Here is a 15,413-nt window from a genome sequence, read left to right as displayed (position 1 = left end):
TTTTCTTCTACTAGTATAACAAAAAAAGGGAAGAAGGCAAACTTCCCTGTTTAGTCATTTTCTTGATTTTCTTCCCAGTCGTGGTAGGCAGCGTATAGCTGACTTTTATTCCACTGGTAAATCTTAGCGACTTCCTTAATAGCTTGATTTTTCTTCATGCCTTGCTGGATACGGGCTTGGATTTCTAAGAACAAGTCTTCCTCATCTTTTTCCTCCACATCCTGACTGGCACCTTCCACGATGAGAAGGCATTCACCCTTTAGAGGCGTTTCAGCGATACTTTCCAGCAATTCAGAGATATTTCCTCTTTGGTATTCTTCGTAAATCTTTGTCAATTCTCTAACCAAGACGACCGAGCGGTCGCCATAAACTACTAGCATATTTTCCAACGTATCTGCTACACGATGGGGCGATTCATAGAAAATCTGAGTCTCAGGATAGTCTTTTTTCGAGTCGAAAAATTGCTTTTGCTGGCCTGATTTTCTGGGTAAAAAGCCGTAAAAAATATGTGGCTGTGGCGCTAAACCGCTAGCAATCAAGGCAGAAATTCCTGCAGAGGCACCTGGAACAGTGACAACCGCAATTTCTTCTTCAATGGCTGCCTTAACTAAATCGTGACCAGGGTCTGAGATGCTAGGCAGACCCGCGTCGGAAACTTGAGCAATACTTTGCCCTGCTTTCAAGAAACTAATCAAATCAGGAATTTTTTCCTTAGCATTGTGCTCATGAAAACTGATCTGCTTGGTCGAAATGTCAAAATGCTTGAGCAAAAGACCTGTATTGCGCGTATCCTCAGCCGCAATCCAGTCCACTTCTTTCAAGGTCTGGATGGCACGAAAGGTCATATCATCTAGATTGCCAATCGGCGTTGCCACTAGATACAGCTTGCCATAGGGAGACTGCCCCTTAAAACTTTTTTGAATCTGCATGCTTACTCCCTGTATAACAACTCATCACAGAACATACATTCTTCGTCCTGCTCTCGACGTTGTCCATAAAAATCATTACATACGTGAAATCCATCACGGTAAATGCGACGGACACTTTCACGAACATGCTTGGCCTTGACAGGAGCATCTGCCTCCACCTCACCCAAGCGTTCGCGCAACTTACTATTTTCCAAGCGAAGAGCTGTATTTTCCTCTACCAGGCTCTTGAGATTTTTCTTGATAGCTTCCACATCGGCCAAGGTCACCAATAACTGTTGGGAAAAATCATCCAGCGCGTCAAATAATTCTTTTTTGTCCATAAAACAGCCCTTTCCTTTCTTTATCGTTCATTTTTGAGTTTATATTTCTTTCAAGATCAGATATTCCATGGCATTTTGAAAGCTGACATTAGCTTGCCACATTTTTCTAGCTTCTAACAAATCTTGTAGAATCACCCTTACTCTTGCTTGCAGAAGGTCCTGCCCACAGAGGACTTCGAGAATCCGTAAGACCTGATCTTGTTTTTCCTTGTCATCTGCCAAGTTGGCTAATTTAGCAACCTGCAGATAACTTTCTTTTTTCTTAGCTAATAACCAGGTCAGCAGGCGTTCACTTTCATCGATCAAGGTCCAAAAACTTGCCTGATTAGCCAACTTTTCTGCTTCAGCTCGCGATTGACTAAACTGAGCTAAGAGAGTCGCTTTTTTCTTAACCAGCCCCATTTGTTCTAAGAATAATATGAGTTTTTCTTCTTGCTTTTTAAAGTGAAAAATCTGGGTCCGACTACGGATGGTCGGCAAGATCTTTTCCTCATCGCTGGTCAAGAAGAAAATATAAACCTCACTCTGGGGTTCTTCGATGACCTTGAGCAGAGAGTTAGCTGCGTTAGGATGCATTTTCTCAGCTTGCTCGATAATAAAGACCTGTTGCTGACTTTCAATCCCTGCTTGCGAAAACTGACCCACCAATTCCCGAATCCGTTCTGTCTTGATAACCTGATTGACTGGCTTAATCAAGGTGACATCGGGAAACTCTTCCTGTTCAATCAACTTGCAGTTTCGGCATTTCTCACATGGTAAAACGCCTACCTTATCTGTACAAAAGAGGCTCTTAGCCAAAAACTGCGCCATTTCTAAGCTTCCAAAGAAACCTGAAAAGAGGTAGGCATGATTGAGCTGGTCTTGTTCTAGGATACGAACAAAGCGGTCAAATTGGTCTGGTTGGCAAGCCTTTAGTTGATCTTGTTTCATTTAGCCAAGCCCATTCTGTCAAACAAGATATCCTTGGTAGTTTCCACAACTTGTTCCAAAGGGAGACTAGCATCAATCTTGACAATGCGATTTCCTTCTTTGTCCAGAAGAGAAAGGTAACCTTGACGAACTTTTTTATGCAAGTCCAAACCTTCCAAGTCCAGACGATTGACCTCACGATCACTATTAGCAGCAATGCGAGCCAGCCCCTCTTCCACCTCAATGTCAAAATAGAGTGTCAAATCGGGTTTAAGGCCATCTGTCGCAAAGTAATTGAGCCAATCAATGGCATCGATATCCAAGCCACGGCCAAATCCCTGATAGGCAACAGAACTATCGATGAAACGATCCATAATGACCAATTGACCAGCGTCAAGTGCAGGAAGAACTTTTTCCACCAAGTGCTGTCTGCGACTGGCAATATAGAGAAGGAGTTCAGTCTTCGCATCCATCTGAGTATGACTTGGGTCCAAAATCACTTCCCGAATCTTCTCTCCAATCAAGACTCCGCCTGGCTCACGGGTCGTCAGCACCTCTACTCCGTTTTCCTCTAAAATTGGTAGCAGAGCCTCTAAAACACTGGTCTTTCCTGCTCCCTCTGGTCCCTCAAGAGAGACTAAAAATCCTTTTGACATGTCTAACTCATTTCTTTTTTACTACTTCTATTCTATCAAAAAAATAGGGGTTTGTGACAATCTTTTTGTCTTCTCATTTCAACCACCATAAAAGAGGCAGTCAAAGCCACCTCTTATTTACCCAGTTTTTTAGTTCGTTTGTAGGCTTTTTTGACTGCCTCCATAACGGTTCCTCTAAAGGCATGTGCTTCTAAGCTTGCTACACCAGCGATAGTCGAACCGCCTGGGCTGCATACTTGGTCTTTCAAAACTCCAGGATGTTGCTGGCTTTCTAAGACCAATTGCCCAGCTCCTACCACAGTTTGAGCCGCCATTTTCAATGCCGTTTCTCTTGGCAATCCAGTCTGAACACCTGCATCTGCCAAGGCCTCGATAAAGAGATAGACAAAGGCTGGTCCACAACCTGCAAGACCCGTTGCAGCATCGATTAACCCTTCACTGATTTCAAACAATAAACCAGCATGTTGTAAAAGTTGACAAAAGACTTCCTTATCATCTACTTGGCAGTTAGCTGACAAGGCATAACTAATCACTCCTTGTCCGATAGAAGCAGGTGTATTTGGCATCATACGAATAATTCGGTGTTGACTTGGAATAAGACTCGCTAGTTTTTCTAAAGTCAATCCAGCTGCCATGGAAATCAAAAGAAGACTTTCTCGTTTTTCAAGGATGGTCTGGTATTGAGAAAGCAGTTCAGAAAACTGAGCAGGCTTAACTCCTAAAAAAATCACATCTGCTTCTGCAAAGATTTCTTCATTGCTAGAAGCTTGGCCTCCATAACTAGCGATAAAAGTATCAACCTTATCATGACTTAGATTAGAAAGAAGAATCGTGTCAGTGTTTCTAGCTTGCCAAACAGCCTTGGCCAAACTAGCACCCATATTCCCCAAACCGATAAATCCAATCTTCATTTTTTACTCCCTTATCTGTCCATCACCAGCAACTACATACTTGTAACTGGTTAATTCTTTTAAACCCATTGGTCCACGTGCATGGAGTTTCTGAGTAGAAATCCCCATTTCACACCCAAGACCAAATTGGCCACCATCTGTAAAACGAGTTGAAGCATTGATATAGACTGCTGCAGAGTCCACTTGATCTGTAAAGGAAGCTGCAGCCTCAGCATTTTCAGTCACAATGGCATCCGAATGATGGGTACTGTGTGCTTCGATATGCGCAACCGCTTCTTCTAAACTGCTCACTACTTTAACAGCTAGGACATAGTCTAAAAACTCAGTGTCAAAGTCTTGAGCTTCAGCTGCTTGGCCAGATACAAACTGACTAGCCTTCTCATCCAAACGGAATTGAATTGGTTTCAGTCCAGCTTCTTTTCGCTCTTCAACTAGCACTTTCTCCAATTGAGGAAGGAAGCTCGCTGCCTTGTCTTCATGAACCAGCAGAACCTCCATGGCATTACATACAGAAGGACGACTAGTTTTGGCATTGTTGATGATAGACAGCGCCTTGTCTTCGTCTGCATCCTTATCGACATAAACATGAACAATTCCAGTTCCTGTCTCGATAACTGGTACAATAGCATTTTCAACCACTGCATTGATCAAGCCAGCCCCTCCACGAGGAATGAGAAGGTCTAGATATCCCTTGGCCTTCATCATAGCATAGCTACTTTCACGGCTGGTATCTTCCACCAGTTGAATCACATCTGGATGAATGGTCGTTGTCTCCAAGCCCTTCTTCAAGGTTGTGACAATGGCATGAGCTGTTTGGTAGGCATCCTTCCCACTACGAAGAACAACTGCATTTCCACTCTTGAGAGCCAAAGCAGCCGCGTCAGACGTCACATTTGGACGGCTTTCATAGATAATACCGATGACGCCCATAGCCACCCGTTTCTTGGTAATAAGCAAGCCATTTTCAAGCTTACTCGTTTCTAAAACTTCACCGATTGGATCTGGTAAAGCAACCACTTCACGAATCCCAGTTGCCATTGCTTCTATGCGCCCTGCATCCAAATAAAGACGATCCAGCATCACATCTGAGATTTTGCCCTTAGCAGCTTCCATATCAAGTGCATTGGCTGCTAAAATTTCCTCAGTAGCTGCTAATAAGTGATCAGCCATGGCTAGCAAGGCTTGGTTTTTCACCTCTTCACTAGCTGTGTTGATCGATTTTTTAACAGCCTGTACCTGTTCAAATTGTTCTTGTGTACTTACCATAGTTTACCTCTAAAATTCTGTAAAGAGTAGTTGGATTTCAGGAGTAATGGAAATCCAATCGTCACGGTGAATCAAGACACCCTTGGCTTTTTGAGAACGCAACATATCCTCCAAAGCAGATGCTCCAAATTGCACGCGTCCTTTTCCAAGTGATTTTCCACTTTCCTTGTCAAATACTGTCACAATATCACCGTAAGAAAAGGCTCCTTCTGCTTCAACAATACCAGATAAGAGAAGACTCTTTCCATGTTGAGAGAGAGCTTCAGCAGCCCCTTTATCAACCCAAATAGAACCTTGACTCTGAGCATAAAAGGCCAGCCATTGTTTCTGTGTTCGAAGTCCCTTCTCTTGCGCAACAAAGTAGGAACCATCCTTGGTCTCCTCAGCCGCCTCAAGCATGGCATCTGACTTCAAGGATGAGCAGATATAAACAGGAACTCCTGATTCTGTCGCAATAGTTGCAGCCTTGATTTTTGTTAACATGCCCCCAGTTCCATTTGACGAGCCAGCTCCACCAGCCATATCGATAATCTCACGATTGATGGTCTCAATTTTCTCCAATCGTTTGGCTTTTGGATCTGAATTAGGATTTCCAGTATAGAGACCGTCCACATCTGTCAAGAGAACCAAAAGATCTGCTTGGACCATGGCCGCTACCTGGGCACTAAGAGTGTCATTGTCACCCACCTTGAGCTCATCAATGACGACACTGTCATTCTCGTTGATGATAGGAATCGCCCCACGGCTAAGTAGAACTGACAAAGCCTGATGGGCATTTTTATAACGGCGCTTATCCACAAAGTCATCCTGGGTCAGCAAAATTTGTGCAGAAACGATTTGGCGCAAGAGAAGATTGGTTGTGTATTCTTCCAACAAAAGCCCTTGTCCTACCGCTGCTGAAGCCTGCTTATCAGCAATCTTAGTCGGACGCTTTTTAAATCCTAAGGCTCCAAAACCAGCCGCAATGGCACCTGATGACACCAAAATCAATTCATGACCAGCCTCGTGCAACATAGCCAACTGCTGGGTAATAGCCTTTACCTTACTACGTGATAAACTTCCATCCTCATTCGTCAGAGAAGAAGTCCCCACCTTAAAGACAATCCGTTTGTATTTCATAGTCTCACTCCGATTCTTCATATTTATCCATTATAACATGAATGACAGGAAATAGAAAAGAGTTGATAGGAAAAAGAAGGCCCTAAAACCTTCTTTTTTACTACTGTTCTGATTCCGATTTGTTTGCACTCGTTTCAGAGCTTTGCGAAATTACTGAAGTCAAATCTTGACTAGTTGAAGAATTTGTAATACTTTCGTGTTGACTCGTTTCTTTATTTTCAAGATCTTTTTTCACTACTTCTTTCGATTCTTTTATTTCTGAGTTACTTGTATCTCTAGTTGTAGCAGATTTCTCGACCGGAACATCCACTAACCAGGCTCCACTTGAATCAACAGTATAGCCTTCTGGCGTCTTACCATTCACAAGCAATTGACCATTTTCTTTCAAGAAGTACCATTTATCCTTGTCTTTAATCCAACCTATAGCTCGTGAACCGTCTGTCTTGTAGAAATACCAATCATTTGCCTTTTTAAGCCAACCTTGCTTCATAGCTCCTGAATCTTCTAGATAGTAATGATGACCAGAAACTTCTATCTCGCCTGTCTTAATGATACCAGTAGAATCCATATAGTACCAGGTTTCTTTATCTTTTACCCAACCCGTTTTCATTTCTCCTGATTGAGCAAAGTAATACCATTGTCCCTTATATTGAAGCCAACCTGTCTTCATAGAGCCATCGTTTGATAAATAATAGTTCTGACTTCCAGTATTTACCCAGCCAATTTCCATCTGATTTTCTTTGTTGAAATAATACCAGATTCCATCAATTTTCTTCCAATTTTTAGCAGCAGCACCAGAGTCTGTTAAATAGAACCAATGATTGTTCCATTTTTTCCATTGATTCTGTAACAAGATACCCGTTTGGTTAAAGTAATACCAGTCACCCTTAATTTCATTCCAACCGACAGCATACTCTCCTGTAGAATCAGGTGCTTGATACCACCAGTTTCCATAAGCACTCTTATGCCAACCAGCTTGAAAACTTGGAATCTTCTTGTAGGCAGTTGAAATGTTTACTAAACCGTCTTGTCGAATATCAAAAACTGTCGCATCATAGTCTTTGCTGGCTGCGTTAATTCTCTCAATTCCTCGTTCTTTAAGCCAATTGACATACTCACTATCAACACCGTTTTTCCAAGGTAGACTATCTGAGGTTTGAACAATCAAACTCGGACTCAAATTTTTAATGAAATCCTTGGTGTTTGATTTATTAGTATCATAGTGATGATTAAACTTCATCAAATCAACTTTTCCAATAAGAGGACCATACTTGTCTTCCGCTCCATGAACATTATCTAAGTCGCCCCCAAGGTAAATTTTCTTGCCATTGACTTTCACTACACTAATCAAGGAATTGGAATTGTCATCCCAAATTTTCTTTAATTCACCTGATGAATCTGTTTCATTTTCATAATTATAGAGTTGAATATCCATGTCCCCAAACTGAAAATGAGCATCTCCTTGTGTGATGTTTTGAATCACTGAAACACCTTTTTCTGCAGCAGTCTGTAAAACCTTATCATAACCGTACAGATTATCCCATAAACGTTCAGAATTAGTAATACGATTATCACTATATTTTTTAAGATAGACTCGGTCAACTGGATAGGTAGACAGTAATTCATCAACATTTCCAATATGGTCACTGTGAGTATGGGTTACCAAAATAAAATCAAGTTTTTGAACACCCAATTCCTTCAAACGACGAAAGACACGGTCTGTTAGAACATGCTTATAAGACGTTTCAATTCCTTCTCTCCATGGATAACGAGAATCACTTCCATCTGGGAAATCATAATCTTCTCCTGTATCCACCATGGCAAAATGCCCATTGCTTTCAAGAATAATCGCATCACTGCCACCTTCTTGAACATTGATAAAGTGGATTTTATTTCCTGAACTTTCTTGAGCTTGAACATTTCCATACCATGACAAACCTAAAAAAGTGCTTGCAAGTGCTAAACTAATCAATTTCTTCTTCATTCTTACTTCCTTAATCTCTCCAAAGTTTCCTTAAAAATCTCTGGGATATCTGCTGTAAATTCTAAGGTCTCACCTGTTCTCGGATGAGTAAAACCTAAAGTCTTGGCATGAAGAAATTGTCCATGCCCCTTAAGTGTCTTACGAGGACCATAGACTTCATCACCAGCGACTGGATGGCCAATATAAGCCATGTGAACACGGATTTGATGGGTGCGCCCTGTCTCCAGTTGTAACTCCACTAAGCTATAATCTCCAAAGCGTTCCAAAACGTGGAAACGGGTAACTGCAGGCTTCCCTTTAGCAGTCACAGCCTGTTTCTTACGGTCTTTTTCACTACGGCCAATCGGCGCTTCAATCACACCACGATCATTAGGCAGATTTCCATGAACAATCGCCCAATATTTGCGGAGAGACTTTTTATCCTTGAGTTCTTGGGCAAGTGCTAGATGCGCCTCATCATTTTTAGCAATCATGAGAAGGCCTGACGTATCCTTATCAATACGGTGAACAATTCCTGGACGCAAAACCCCATTGATACCCGACAAGTCCTTAATATGATACATAAGGGCATTTACTAGGGTCCCACTGGTATGACCAGCACTCGGATGCACTACCATTCCTTGAGGCTTGTTAACGACGGCCACATCCTCATCTTGGTAGATGATGTCTAGCGGAAGATTCTCAGCCACATACTCTAATACCTCTGGTTCTGACACATGGTAAGTGACGACATCGCCCTCTTGGACCGTGTACTTAGCTTTCTTGACTTGACCATTGACCAAGACCTGGCCTGATTTGATTTGTTCATTCGCGAGACTACGTGATAATTCTGTCAAATCCGACAAAGCCTTATCCAAACGCAGGCCACCAGTTTCAATTTTAATTTCCATTTATTTCCTCTTTTAGCATTGCAATTAATAAAATAATCACTCCAACAGTCAGATAGCTATCTGCCACATTGAAAATTGCAAAATTTATAAAGTCAAAGTGGAACATATCCACAACAAAGCCCTGACTGATCCTGTCAATAAAGTTTCCAAGACCACCTGCGATAATCAAGGTCAAACCTAAGAGCATCCAGAATGAGTCCTCCATGTGTTTATGTAAATACCAAATGGCACCTACCATAACGACCAGTGTAATAATAACAAATAACCACTGCTGATCTTGTAAGATAGAAAAGGCTGCCCCTCGATTTTGCAGGTAGGTCAAGCTAACGAAATTGGGAATCCAAGAGCGTACTTCACCCAATGGAATCTGCTGGACGATATAGGATTTGACCAACTGATCCAGCGCAATCAAAAGCAGTACAATGACTGCCACTATTCCTCTTTTTTTCATGATTTCCTCTTCTGATCAAAATATTCTTGCATGACTTCTACGAAAAGAGTCCCAGCCTGACTGAGCTCCACTTCTTCCCGTTTAACATAGACCATGCGATTATCCAAATTATCCTTGAGACGAATAACTGTAATGCCATTAACACTATCACTATCTAAAAATCCGGAACCTGTTGCATAAGCATCCGTCCGCTCCAAAATACCATTCAAGGTAGCACGGTCTGTCACATTGAACATCTGTGAGCTCGCACTGGTATCGACAAAGTTCTCCGAATAATAAAGGTACTCATCTTTCTCTTGAGTAAAACGAACTGTCGGTAAATCCGCTAAATCCTCCATGATCAATTCCTCTTTCTGAGCTAAAGGATGATCCTCTCGAAGATAAATGTGGGTATGGAAGGGAATCAATTCAATGACCTCAAGGCCTAGCTTTTCAACCCGTTGCATAATACCCTTTTTATTTTGATTGTTAAGGTAGATAATCCCAATCTCACTATGCCCTTGGGCTACTTCGTCTAAGATTTGAACAGTAGTCGATTCAAAAATACGGAAGTTCTTATAATCAGGATAGCGCTCTGAAAAGGCAGTAATAGTTGGTGGCAAGAAGTCATAGTGCTGACTGGCAATGGAAAATTCATCCTTTTCTTCCTCAGAATTGGCATACTGATTTTGAAAAATATCAAATCCTTTAACCAATTCTTGCGCTTTTTCATAGAATTCCATACCACGACGAGTCAAGAAAGTCCCTGAGCTGGTCCGACGGAAAATCTTAAAACCCAACTCTTTTTCCAAATCACGAACAGAAATAGACAGACTCGGCTGACTAACATACATCTTTTCAGCAGCTTCACGAAAAGTACCACTATTGGCAATAGCCACAACGTAGCGTAATTGTTGAATGTTCATCTTCTACCCCCAACTTCTTTATCTTTTCATTATACCATATTTTAGAAGTTTTCCAAAAAGGAAAAAAGTTTGGAAATTTTCAAGTCTCAATAAAGACTCTGACATTCCAAGACAAGAATTAGAATAATGTCTTTTTCAGTCCTTATCTGATTTCAAGCAAATAAAAACAGCAAATCTTGTTGATTTACCGTTTAAAACATAATACAAATTCGATTTACCATAAATTTATGAAAAAATCTCTTCAATCCTATTAGCTATATCTGGACTTACCTCCCAAATCCCAACATAAGGTTGTTCAATATACTGTGTTTCTTTTATAGTATATAGATAGGCTACACTATCATTTTCTTTATTCTGATGAGTGAATTTGATAATGATGTAATCTTTAACATTTGTCGGTTGATCATTTAAACTTTCTAAAGTTGTGAATTTTGACTGTTTCTGTATCTCCTCAATCAATTTTGAAATTTCTTCTCTCTTACTTATTATTTTAACATCTTCTGAGATTTTTTTCTGCAGAGAAATTACAGAAATCGTTCCAGGTTCAGGAAGAATAAGTTTTTTCTTACTGACACAAGCAGATAGGACAAGAAAAGAGATTGAACAGACTATCATGGTAATAATTTTTTTCATATAGGTTCACATCCTTTCCATATCCCTGCTCTCTTACCCGAATACAATTATAGTATCAAATCTTAACAATTTTTACAATATCTTAGTCCCTTATAAAAATTGTTACTGTAAAAGTTTTACATTCCACTATTTTATGATTGTATCTAAAAGACAAAGTCGCTTCTTACATAGGATTTTAAAATATGGGTACCAAAACAAAAAAACAGGCTCTCCGAAAACTCGGAAAGCCTTATTTAATGCTACTTCTAGCTTCCTCGCCTTTACATTTCAAGGCTCGGGATAAAAAGGTTCACTGGACCTTTTTATTTAGCGATTGGGTAAACAGAAACTTGTTTTTTATCGCGTCCTTTACGTTCAAAGCGTACTACGCCTTCAACTTTAGCGAACAAAGTATCGTCTCCACCACGACCAACGTTTACACCTGGGTAGATGTGTGTACCACGTTGACGGTAAAGGATTGATCCACCTGTTACAGTTTGTCCGTCAGCTGCTTTAGCTCCAAGACGTTTCGCTTGTGAATCACGTCCGTTTGATGTAGAACCTCCACCTTTTTTGTGGGCGAAAAGTTGCAAGTTGTTAAGAGTCATTTTTAACATAATGTTTTCCTCCGTGTTAGTTTTCTGTGATAACTCTGGTTTGGACGAACTCTGAAGAGTTCTCCGATAAGTTTGCCATACCTAAGAAAAATGATTCAAAGAATAACTGGGTCATTTCTCTCTGGTGTGAAGGAAGATCTTTTGGAATTTCAACCATCAGATAGCCACCTTCATCTTCGTTTAATTCTAGGATTGGTTCATAGCCTGCAAATTTCTCAATAGAATTGATAAAGTTAATGGCAAGCGTAGAAACCGATGCACACACGACATCAAAGCCGTATTCGCCACTCTCGGCGTGTCCAGTAATTTCCGCACTCCTCAGCTCGCCATCTTCGGCTCTCTCAAAGACTGCCTGTATCATGTGTTCTCCTTAAAATTAAGCGTTGATTGCGTTGATGACAACTTTTGTATATGGTTGACGGTGACCTTGTTTACGGTGGCTACCTTTTTTAGGTTTGTACTTGTAAGTAACAACTTTCTTTTGTTTTCCTTGTTTTTCAACAGTTCCAACTACAGTAGCTCCAGCAACAAGTGGAGTTCCGACAACAGTGTTTTCACCACCAACAAGAACAACTTCGTTAAAAGTAACTTCTTGACCAGCTTCAACGTTCAATTTTTCAACGTAAACTGCTTGACCAACTTCAACTTTAACTTGTTTTCCGCCAGTTTTGATAATTGCGTATGTGCTCATTATGCACCTCCTATGATTTTTATGGGTTTCCCCGAATTTTTTGTGAAGACTCGCCTAGCATCGTGGGACGAACCACTTAAACTTGAATAATCAAGCGACGATGTTCGTGCGGTTGCACAGGAACGTGCATAGTCAACTCTTCAAGTATAGCATATCTCCTATTTTCTTACAAGTAATAACACCTAAAATGAAGCTTTTTCTTTTACTTTTTTCCGCCACGAGGCAGAAAGCATACTGATGTAAAAAATGCTCATCATAATAGGAACACCAAGAATAGTCTTTTCATGATAGAAAATCGTCAAATAGGCTGAAAAGACAACGCCAAGTACAAAACTACTAAGCAGGCTTACAAAGATAATCCCTTCACGTAAAAATGGTGTGTGCTTGGTCCTAAAATAATCCCCAAAAGCCAACATGGTCCGTTTGATGTTCCCCGTCATAAAAGCATTATTATAAGCAATCCCCGATACTTCACCAAAGGCAGTTGTCACCAAGCCCATACAAAAGGCTAAGGGCGGTACTAGATAGATATTATCTACAGTTTTCGGCACAAAACCAATAATGATTGATAAGATTGCTAAAGGAAACAATGACAAAATTGGCTTTTTCACAATTCTCAATTTTTCTTTATAAACAGTTAATAAAAAGACCCCCATCATAAAAGCTAGCAAGGTGAGAACCTTGTCCCTAACATCTGAAACATTATTTTGGATTAATTCTACTGAAAGAAAGACTACATTCCCAGTTTGTCCAGCTACAAGAGTATTCCCTCGCACAATAAAAGTATAGGCATCTACATATCCTGCACAAAAAGTCAAAAAAAGCGCTAGCCTCTTAGACTGACGTGATATTTTTCTTATAGGTAATAACCTCATTTTCCCTCCTATTTCATTTACTCATCTCATTATTGTACCACTTTCTTTGGAAAAGGCCTAGTAGCTTATTTGAAATTTTTTCTCCTCTGTTGGATAGTCAAGTCTATCTATGTTATAATGAAAGAAGGATTTAAAATTGGAAAAGGAGTATTTATGCTAAAATTAGGTGTCATCGGAACAGGCGCTATCAGCCATCACTTCATAGAGGCAGCCCATATCAGTGGAGAATACCAGTTGGTCGCAGTCTATTCTAGAAAACTAGAAACTGCAGCAACCTTTGCTTCTCGCTATCAGGATATCCAACTCTTTGATCAAGTAGAGGACTTAGTCAAGAGCTCCTTTGATGTGGTCTATATTGCCAGTCCAAACTCCTTGCATTTTGCTCAGGCAAAAACTGCATTATCTGCAGGTAAACACGTCATTCTTGAAAAGCCAGCTGTCACTCAGCCACAAGAATGGCTGGATTTGATTCAAACAGCTAATAAAAATCACTGTTTTATCTTCGAAGCAGCTCGGAATTACCATGAAAAAGCTTTCACTATCATCAAAAACTTTTTAGCAGACAAACAAATTTTGGGAGCAGATTTCAACTATGCCAAGTATTCTTCCAAAATGCCAGATTTGTTAGCTGGACTGACACCAAATGTTTTCTCAGATCGTTTTTCTGGTGGAGCGCTTATGGATTTGGGGATTTATCCTCTCTACGCTGCCGTTCGTCTCTTTGGAAAAGCTGAGAACGCCACCTATCTGGCTCAACAGCTTGACAATAGCATTGACCTAAATGGAGACGGCATCCTCTTCTACCCTGACTTTCAAGTTCATATCAAGGCTGGGAAAAACATCACTTCCAATCTTCCTTGCGAGATTTATACGACAGATGGAACCCTGACGCTCAACACGATTGAGCATGTTCGCTCGGCTATTTTTACCGACCATCAAGGAAATCAAGTCCAACTCCCTATCCAACAGGCTCCTCATACGATGACTGAGGAAGTCGCTGCATTTGCACACATGATCCAGCAACCAGATCTGAATCTCTACCAAACTTGGCTGGAAGATGCAAGTTCTGTTCATGAACTACTATACACCATGCGCCAGACTGCTGGCATTAGATTTGAGGCAGAAAATGAAAAACAAACTACCGACTGAATGGCAAAAATTGAGTGATCAACTCGGTTTCCAAGAATTCACCCCTATTCAAATTCAACTATTTGAACCACTTCTTGCGGGAGAAAACCTCCTAGGAGTGAGTCCCACAGGAACTGGTAAGACCCTAGCTTACCTTCTACCAAGTCTTCTCAGACTACAAAAGAAAAAAGCCCAACAACTCTTGATTCTAGCGCCTAATACAGAACTGTCTGGACAGATTTTTGATGTATGTAAAACGTGGGCTGAAGCCATCGGCTTAACTGCCCAACTCTTCTTATCGGGTTCGAGTCAGAAACGCCAGATTGAACGCCTAAAAAAAGGACCAGAAATTCTGATTGGAACCCCTGGTCGTATCTTTGAACTAATTAAATTGAAAAAAATCAAGATGATGAATGTGGAAACCATCATTCTAGATGAATTTGACCAATTGCTCGATGATTCTCAGATACACTTTGTGGAGAAAATCACTCACTACGCACCGCGTGACCACCAACTCGTCTACATGAGTGCGACGACCAAGTTTGACCAAGAAAAGATTACGCCTAACACACGTACCATTGATCTTTCTGACCAAAAATTGGACAACATCCAACATTTCTATATGCAGGTAGATCAACGTCACCGAGTGGATATGCTACGAAAACTAGCTCATGTAGAGGATTTCCGTGGTCTGGTCTTCTTTAACAGCCTATCAGACCTTGGAAGCGCAGAAGAAAAATTACAGTATCGGGATATCTTAGCTGTTTCTCTAGCTAGTGATATCAATGTCAAATTTAGAAAAGTCATCTTAGAAAAGTTTAAAGATAACCAACTAACCCTACTCCTTGCAACAGACCTTTTGGCTCGTGGAATTGATATCGATAGCCTAGAATGCGTCGTAAACTTTGATGTCCCAAGAGACATCGAAACCTACACTCACCGTGCTGGCCGTACAGGTCGCATGGGGAAAGAAGGTTATGTTATCACTCTCGTCACTCATCCAGAAGAAATCAAAAAACTCAAAAAGTTTGCAAGCGTACGTGAAATTGTCTTGAAAAACCAAGAACTCTATGTAAAATAAATCCCTCATTGAGGCTGGGCAAAAAGTCTTTAAAATCAAAAACGCATAATATGTACTGACCCCCAAAAG

At 40.7% G+C, this 15,413-nt stretch carries 18 protein-coding genes, 1 pseudogene and 1 other annotated feature; of the genes and pseudogenes, 3 read left to right on the top strand and 16 right to left on the bottom strand.

Features of this window, described 5'->3' with window-relative positions:
* Window positions 1-50 precede the first annotated feature (50 nt).
* The 11 genes from rsmI to HT718_RS08750 all read right to left on the bottom strand — a co-directional run bounded on the left by rsmI (window position 51) and on the right by HT718_RS08750 (window position 10,340).
* Complete coding sequence (rsmI, locus tag HT718_RS08800; RefSeq protein WP_173268225.1) at window positions 51-929, bottom strand: 16S rRNA (cytidine(1402)-2'-O)-methyltransferase; 879 nt, start codon at window positions 927-929, stop codon at window positions 51-53.
* 2 nt (window positions 930-931) lie between these two features.
* A complete protein-coding gene (gene yabA / locus HT718_RS08795; protein ID WP_000358228.1) occupies window positions 932-1,249 on the bottom strand; it encodes a DNA replication initiation control protein YabA in 318 nt (105 codons plus the stop codon).
* A 39-nt stretch (window positions 1,250-1,288) separates the two neighbouring features.
* Window positions 1,289-2,179 carry a DNA polymerase III subunit delta' gene (locus tag HT718_RS08790; protein ID WP_173268224.1) on the bottom strand — a complete coding sequence of 297 codons (891 nt, stop codon included), beginning with the start codon at window positions 2,177-2,179 and terminating at the stop codon, window positions 1,289-1,291.
* Complete coding sequence (tmk, locus tag HT718_RS08785) at window positions 2,176-2,814, bottom strand: dTMP kinase (RefSeq protein WP_173268223.1); 639 nt, start codon at window positions 2,812-2,814, stop codon at window positions 2,176-2,178. Before tmk ends, HT718_RS08790 begins: the two co-directional genes overlap by 4 nt.
* 113 nt (window positions 2,815-2,927) lie before the next feature.
* Window positions 2,928-3,725, bottom strand: coding sequence for a pyrroline-5-carboxylate reductase (gene proC, locus HT718_RS08780; protein WP_173268222.1), 798 nt, complete (start codon window positions 3,723-3,725; stop codon window positions 2,928-2,930).
* A gap of 3 nt (window positions 3,726-3,728) precedes the next feature.
* A complete protein-coding gene (locus tag HT718_RS08775; protein WP_173268221.1) occupies window positions 3,729-4,991 on the bottom strand; it encodes a glutamate-5-semialdehyde dehydrogenase in 1,263 nt (420 codons plus the stop codon).
* 9 nt (window positions 4,992-5,000) lie between these two features.
* Entirely contained in the window at window positions 5,001-6,110 is a 1,110-nt protein-coding gene (proB, locus tag HT718_RS08770; RefSeq protein WP_240147369.1) for a glutamate 5-kinase, read from the bottom strand.
* A 100-nt stretch (window positions 6,111-6,210) separates the two neighbouring features.
* Window positions 6,211-8,094, bottom strand: a complete 1,884-nt coding sequence (gene cbpE / locus HT718_RS08765; protein WP_173268219.1) for a phosphorylcholine esterase CbpE — start codon at window positions 8,092-8,094, stop codon at window positions 6,211-6,213.
* Between the two features lie 2 nt (window positions 8,095-8,096).
* On the bottom strand, window positions 8,097-8,984 hold the full coding sequence (locus HT718_RS08760; RefSeq protein WP_153196258.1) for an RluA family pseudouridine synthase: 888 nt from the start codon (window positions 8,982-8,984) through the stop codon (window positions 8,097-8,099).
* Complete coding sequence (gene lspA / locus HT718_RS08755) at window positions 8,974-9,435, bottom strand: signal peptidase II (protein ID WP_173268218.1); 462 nt, start codon at window positions 9,433-9,435, stop codon at window positions 8,974-8,976. Before lspA ends, HT718_RS08760 begins: the two co-directional genes overlap by 11 nt.
* Window positions 9,432-10,340 carry a LysR family transcriptional regulator gene (locus HT718_RS08750; RefSeq protein ID WP_173268217.1) on the bottom strand — a complete coding sequence of 303 codons (909 nt, stop codon included), beginning with the start codon at window positions 10,338-10,340 and terminating at the stop codon, window positions 9,432-9,434. The genes lspA and HT718_RS08750 overlap by 4 nt, the downstream gene beginning before the upstream one ends.
* Between HT718_RS08750 and HT718_RS09660 the strand changes: the two are divergent.
* Window positions 10,333-10,407, top strand: a pseudogene (locus tag HT718_RS09660) (AraC family transcriptional regulator); the annotation flags it as partial. The gene HT718_RS08750 and the pseudogene HT718_RS09660 sit on opposite strands and share 8 nt — an antisense overlap.
* 158 nt (window positions 10,408-10,565) lie before the next feature.
* On the opposite strand, the gene HT718_RS08745 reads toward HT718_RS09660, so the two are convergent.
* The 5 genes from HT718_RS08745 to HT718_RS08725 form a co-directional block, all read right to left on the bottom strand.
* Window positions 10,566-10,973 carry a DUF5301 domain-containing protein gene (locus HT718_RS08745; protein WP_173268216.1) on the bottom strand — a complete coding sequence of 136 codons (408 nt, stop codon included), beginning with the start codon at window positions 10,971-10,973 and terminating at the stop codon, window positions 10,566-10,568.
* Between the two features lie 302 nt (window positions 10,974-11,275).
* Entirely contained in the window at window positions 11,276-11,569 is a 294-nt protein-coding gene (rpmA, locus tag HT718_RS08740; RefSeq protein ID WP_000916509.1) for a 50S ribosomal protein L27, read from the bottom strand.
* Window positions 11,570-11,585: 16 nt separating this feature from the next.
* Window positions 11,586-11,930, bottom strand: a complete 345-nt coding sequence (locus HT718_RS08735) for a ribosomal-processing cysteine protease Prp (protein WP_000613694.1) — start codon at window positions 11,928-11,930, stop codon at window positions 11,586-11,588.
* Between the two features lie 15 nt (window positions 11,931-11,945).
* Entirely contained in the window at window positions 11,946-12,260 is a 315-nt protein-coding gene (gene rplU / locus HT718_RS08730) for a 50S ribosomal protein L21 (RefSeq protein WP_000109141.1), read from the bottom strand.
* A gap of 36 nt (window positions 12,261-12,296) precedes the next feature.
* Window positions 12,297-12,384, bottom strand: a sequence feature (ribosomal protein L21 leader region).
* Between the two features lie 58 nt (window positions 12,385-12,442).
* The gene (locus HT718_RS08725) at window positions 12,443-13,135 is read right to left on the bottom strand and encodes a YoaK family protein (RefSeq protein ID WP_188110794.1); all 693 of its coding nucleotides are present in this window, start codon (window positions 13,133-13,135) and stop codon (window positions 12,443-12,445) included.
* Window positions 13,136-13,288: 153 nt separating this feature from the next.
* Between HT718_RS08725 and HT718_RS08720 the strand changes: the two genes are divergently transcribed.
* Both HT718_RS08720 and HT718_RS08715 read left to right on the top strand, forming a co-directional pair.
* On the top strand, window positions 13,289-14,284 hold the full coding sequence (locus tag HT718_RS08720; protein WP_173268215.1) for a Gfo/Idh/MocA family oxidoreductase: 996 nt from the start codon (window positions 13,289-13,291) through the stop codon (window positions 14,282-14,284).
* Window positions 14,262-15,344, top strand: coding sequence for a DEAD/DEAH box helicase (locus HT718_RS08715; protein ID WP_173268214.1), 1,083 nt, complete (start codon window positions 14,262-14,264; stop codon window positions 15,342-15,344). Before HT718_RS08720 ends, HT718_RS08715 begins: the two co-directional genes overlap by 23 nt.
* The last annotated feature ends 69 nt before the right edge of the window (window positions 15,345-15,413 follow it).

Origin of the sequence: Streptococcus sp. 714 (assembly GCF_013277115.1) — a bacterium.
Lineage (GTDB): Bacteria > Bacillota > Bacilli > Lactobacillales > Streptococcaceae > Streptococcus.
Note: the sequence above shows the minus strand (reverse complement) of the source record. Positions and strands in the feature narration are given on the sequence as shown.

Coding starts and splice junctions, on each gene's coding strand:
- rsmI (WP_173268225.1), bottom strand. CDS start 929: ATGCAGATTCAAAAAAGTTTTAAGGGGCAGTCTCCCTATGGCAAGCTG.
- yabA (WP_000358228.1), bottom strand. CDS start 1,249: ATGGACAAAAAAGAATTATTTGACGCGCTGGATGATTTTTCCCAACAG.
- HT718_RS08790 (WP_173268224.1), bottom strand. CDS start 2,179: ATGAAACAAGATCAACTAAAGGCTTGCCAACCAGACCAATTTGACCGC.
- tmk (WP_173268223.1), bottom strand. CDS start 2,814: ATGTCAAAAGGATTTTTAGTCTCTCTTGAGGGACCAGAGGGAGCAGGA.
- proC (WP_173268222.1), bottom strand. CDS start 3,725: ATGAAGATTGGATTTATCGGTTTGGGGAATATGGGTGCTAGTTTGGCC.
- HT718_RS08775 (WP_173268221.1), bottom strand. CDS start 4,991: ATGGTAAGTACACAAGAACAATTTGAACAGGTACAGGCTGTTAAAAAA.
- proB (WP_240147369.1), bottom strand. CDS start 6,110: ATGAAATACAAACGGATTGTCTTTAAGGTGGGGACTTCTTCTCTGACG.
- cbpE (WP_173268219.1), bottom strand. CDS start 8,094: ATGAAGAAGAAATTGATTAGTTTAGCACTTGCAAGCACTTTTTTAGGT.
- HT718_RS08760 (WP_153196258.1), bottom strand. CDS start 8,984: ATGGAAATTAAAATTGAAACTGGTGGCCTGCGTTTGGATAAGGCTTTG.
- lspA (WP_173268218.1), bottom strand. CDS start 9,435: ATGAAAAAAAGAGGAATAGTGGCAGTCATTGTACTGCTTTTGATTGCG.
- HT718_RS08750 (WP_173268217.1), bottom strand. CDS start 10,340: ATGAACATTCAACAATTACGCTACGTTGTGGCTATTGCCAATAGTGGT.
- HT718_RS08745 (WP_173268216.1), bottom strand. CDS start 10,973: ATGAAAAAAATTATTACCATGATAGTCTGTTCAATCTCTTTTCTTGTC.
- rpmA (WP_000916509.1), bottom strand. CDS start 11,569: ATGTTAAAAATGACTCTTAACAACTTGCAACTTTTCGCCCACAAAAAA.
- HT718_RS08735 (WP_000613694.1), bottom strand. CDS start 11,930: ATGATACAGGCAGTCTTTGAGAGAGCCGAAGATGGCGAGCTGAGGAGT.
- rplU (WP_000109141.1), bottom strand. CDS start 12,260: ATGAGCACATACGCAATTATCAAAACTGGCGGAAAACAAGTTAAAGTT.
- HT718_RS08725 (WP_188110794.1), bottom strand. CDS start 13,135: ATGAGGTTATTACCTATAAGAAAAATATCACGTCAGTCTAAGAGGCTA.
- HT718_RS08720 (WP_173268215.1), top strand. CDS start 13,289: ATGCTAAAATTAGGTGTCATCGGAACAGGCGCTATCAGCCATCACTTC.
- HT718_RS08715 (WP_173268214.1), top strand. CDS start 14,262: ATGAAAAACAAACTACCGACTGAATGGCAAAAATTGAGTGATCAACTC.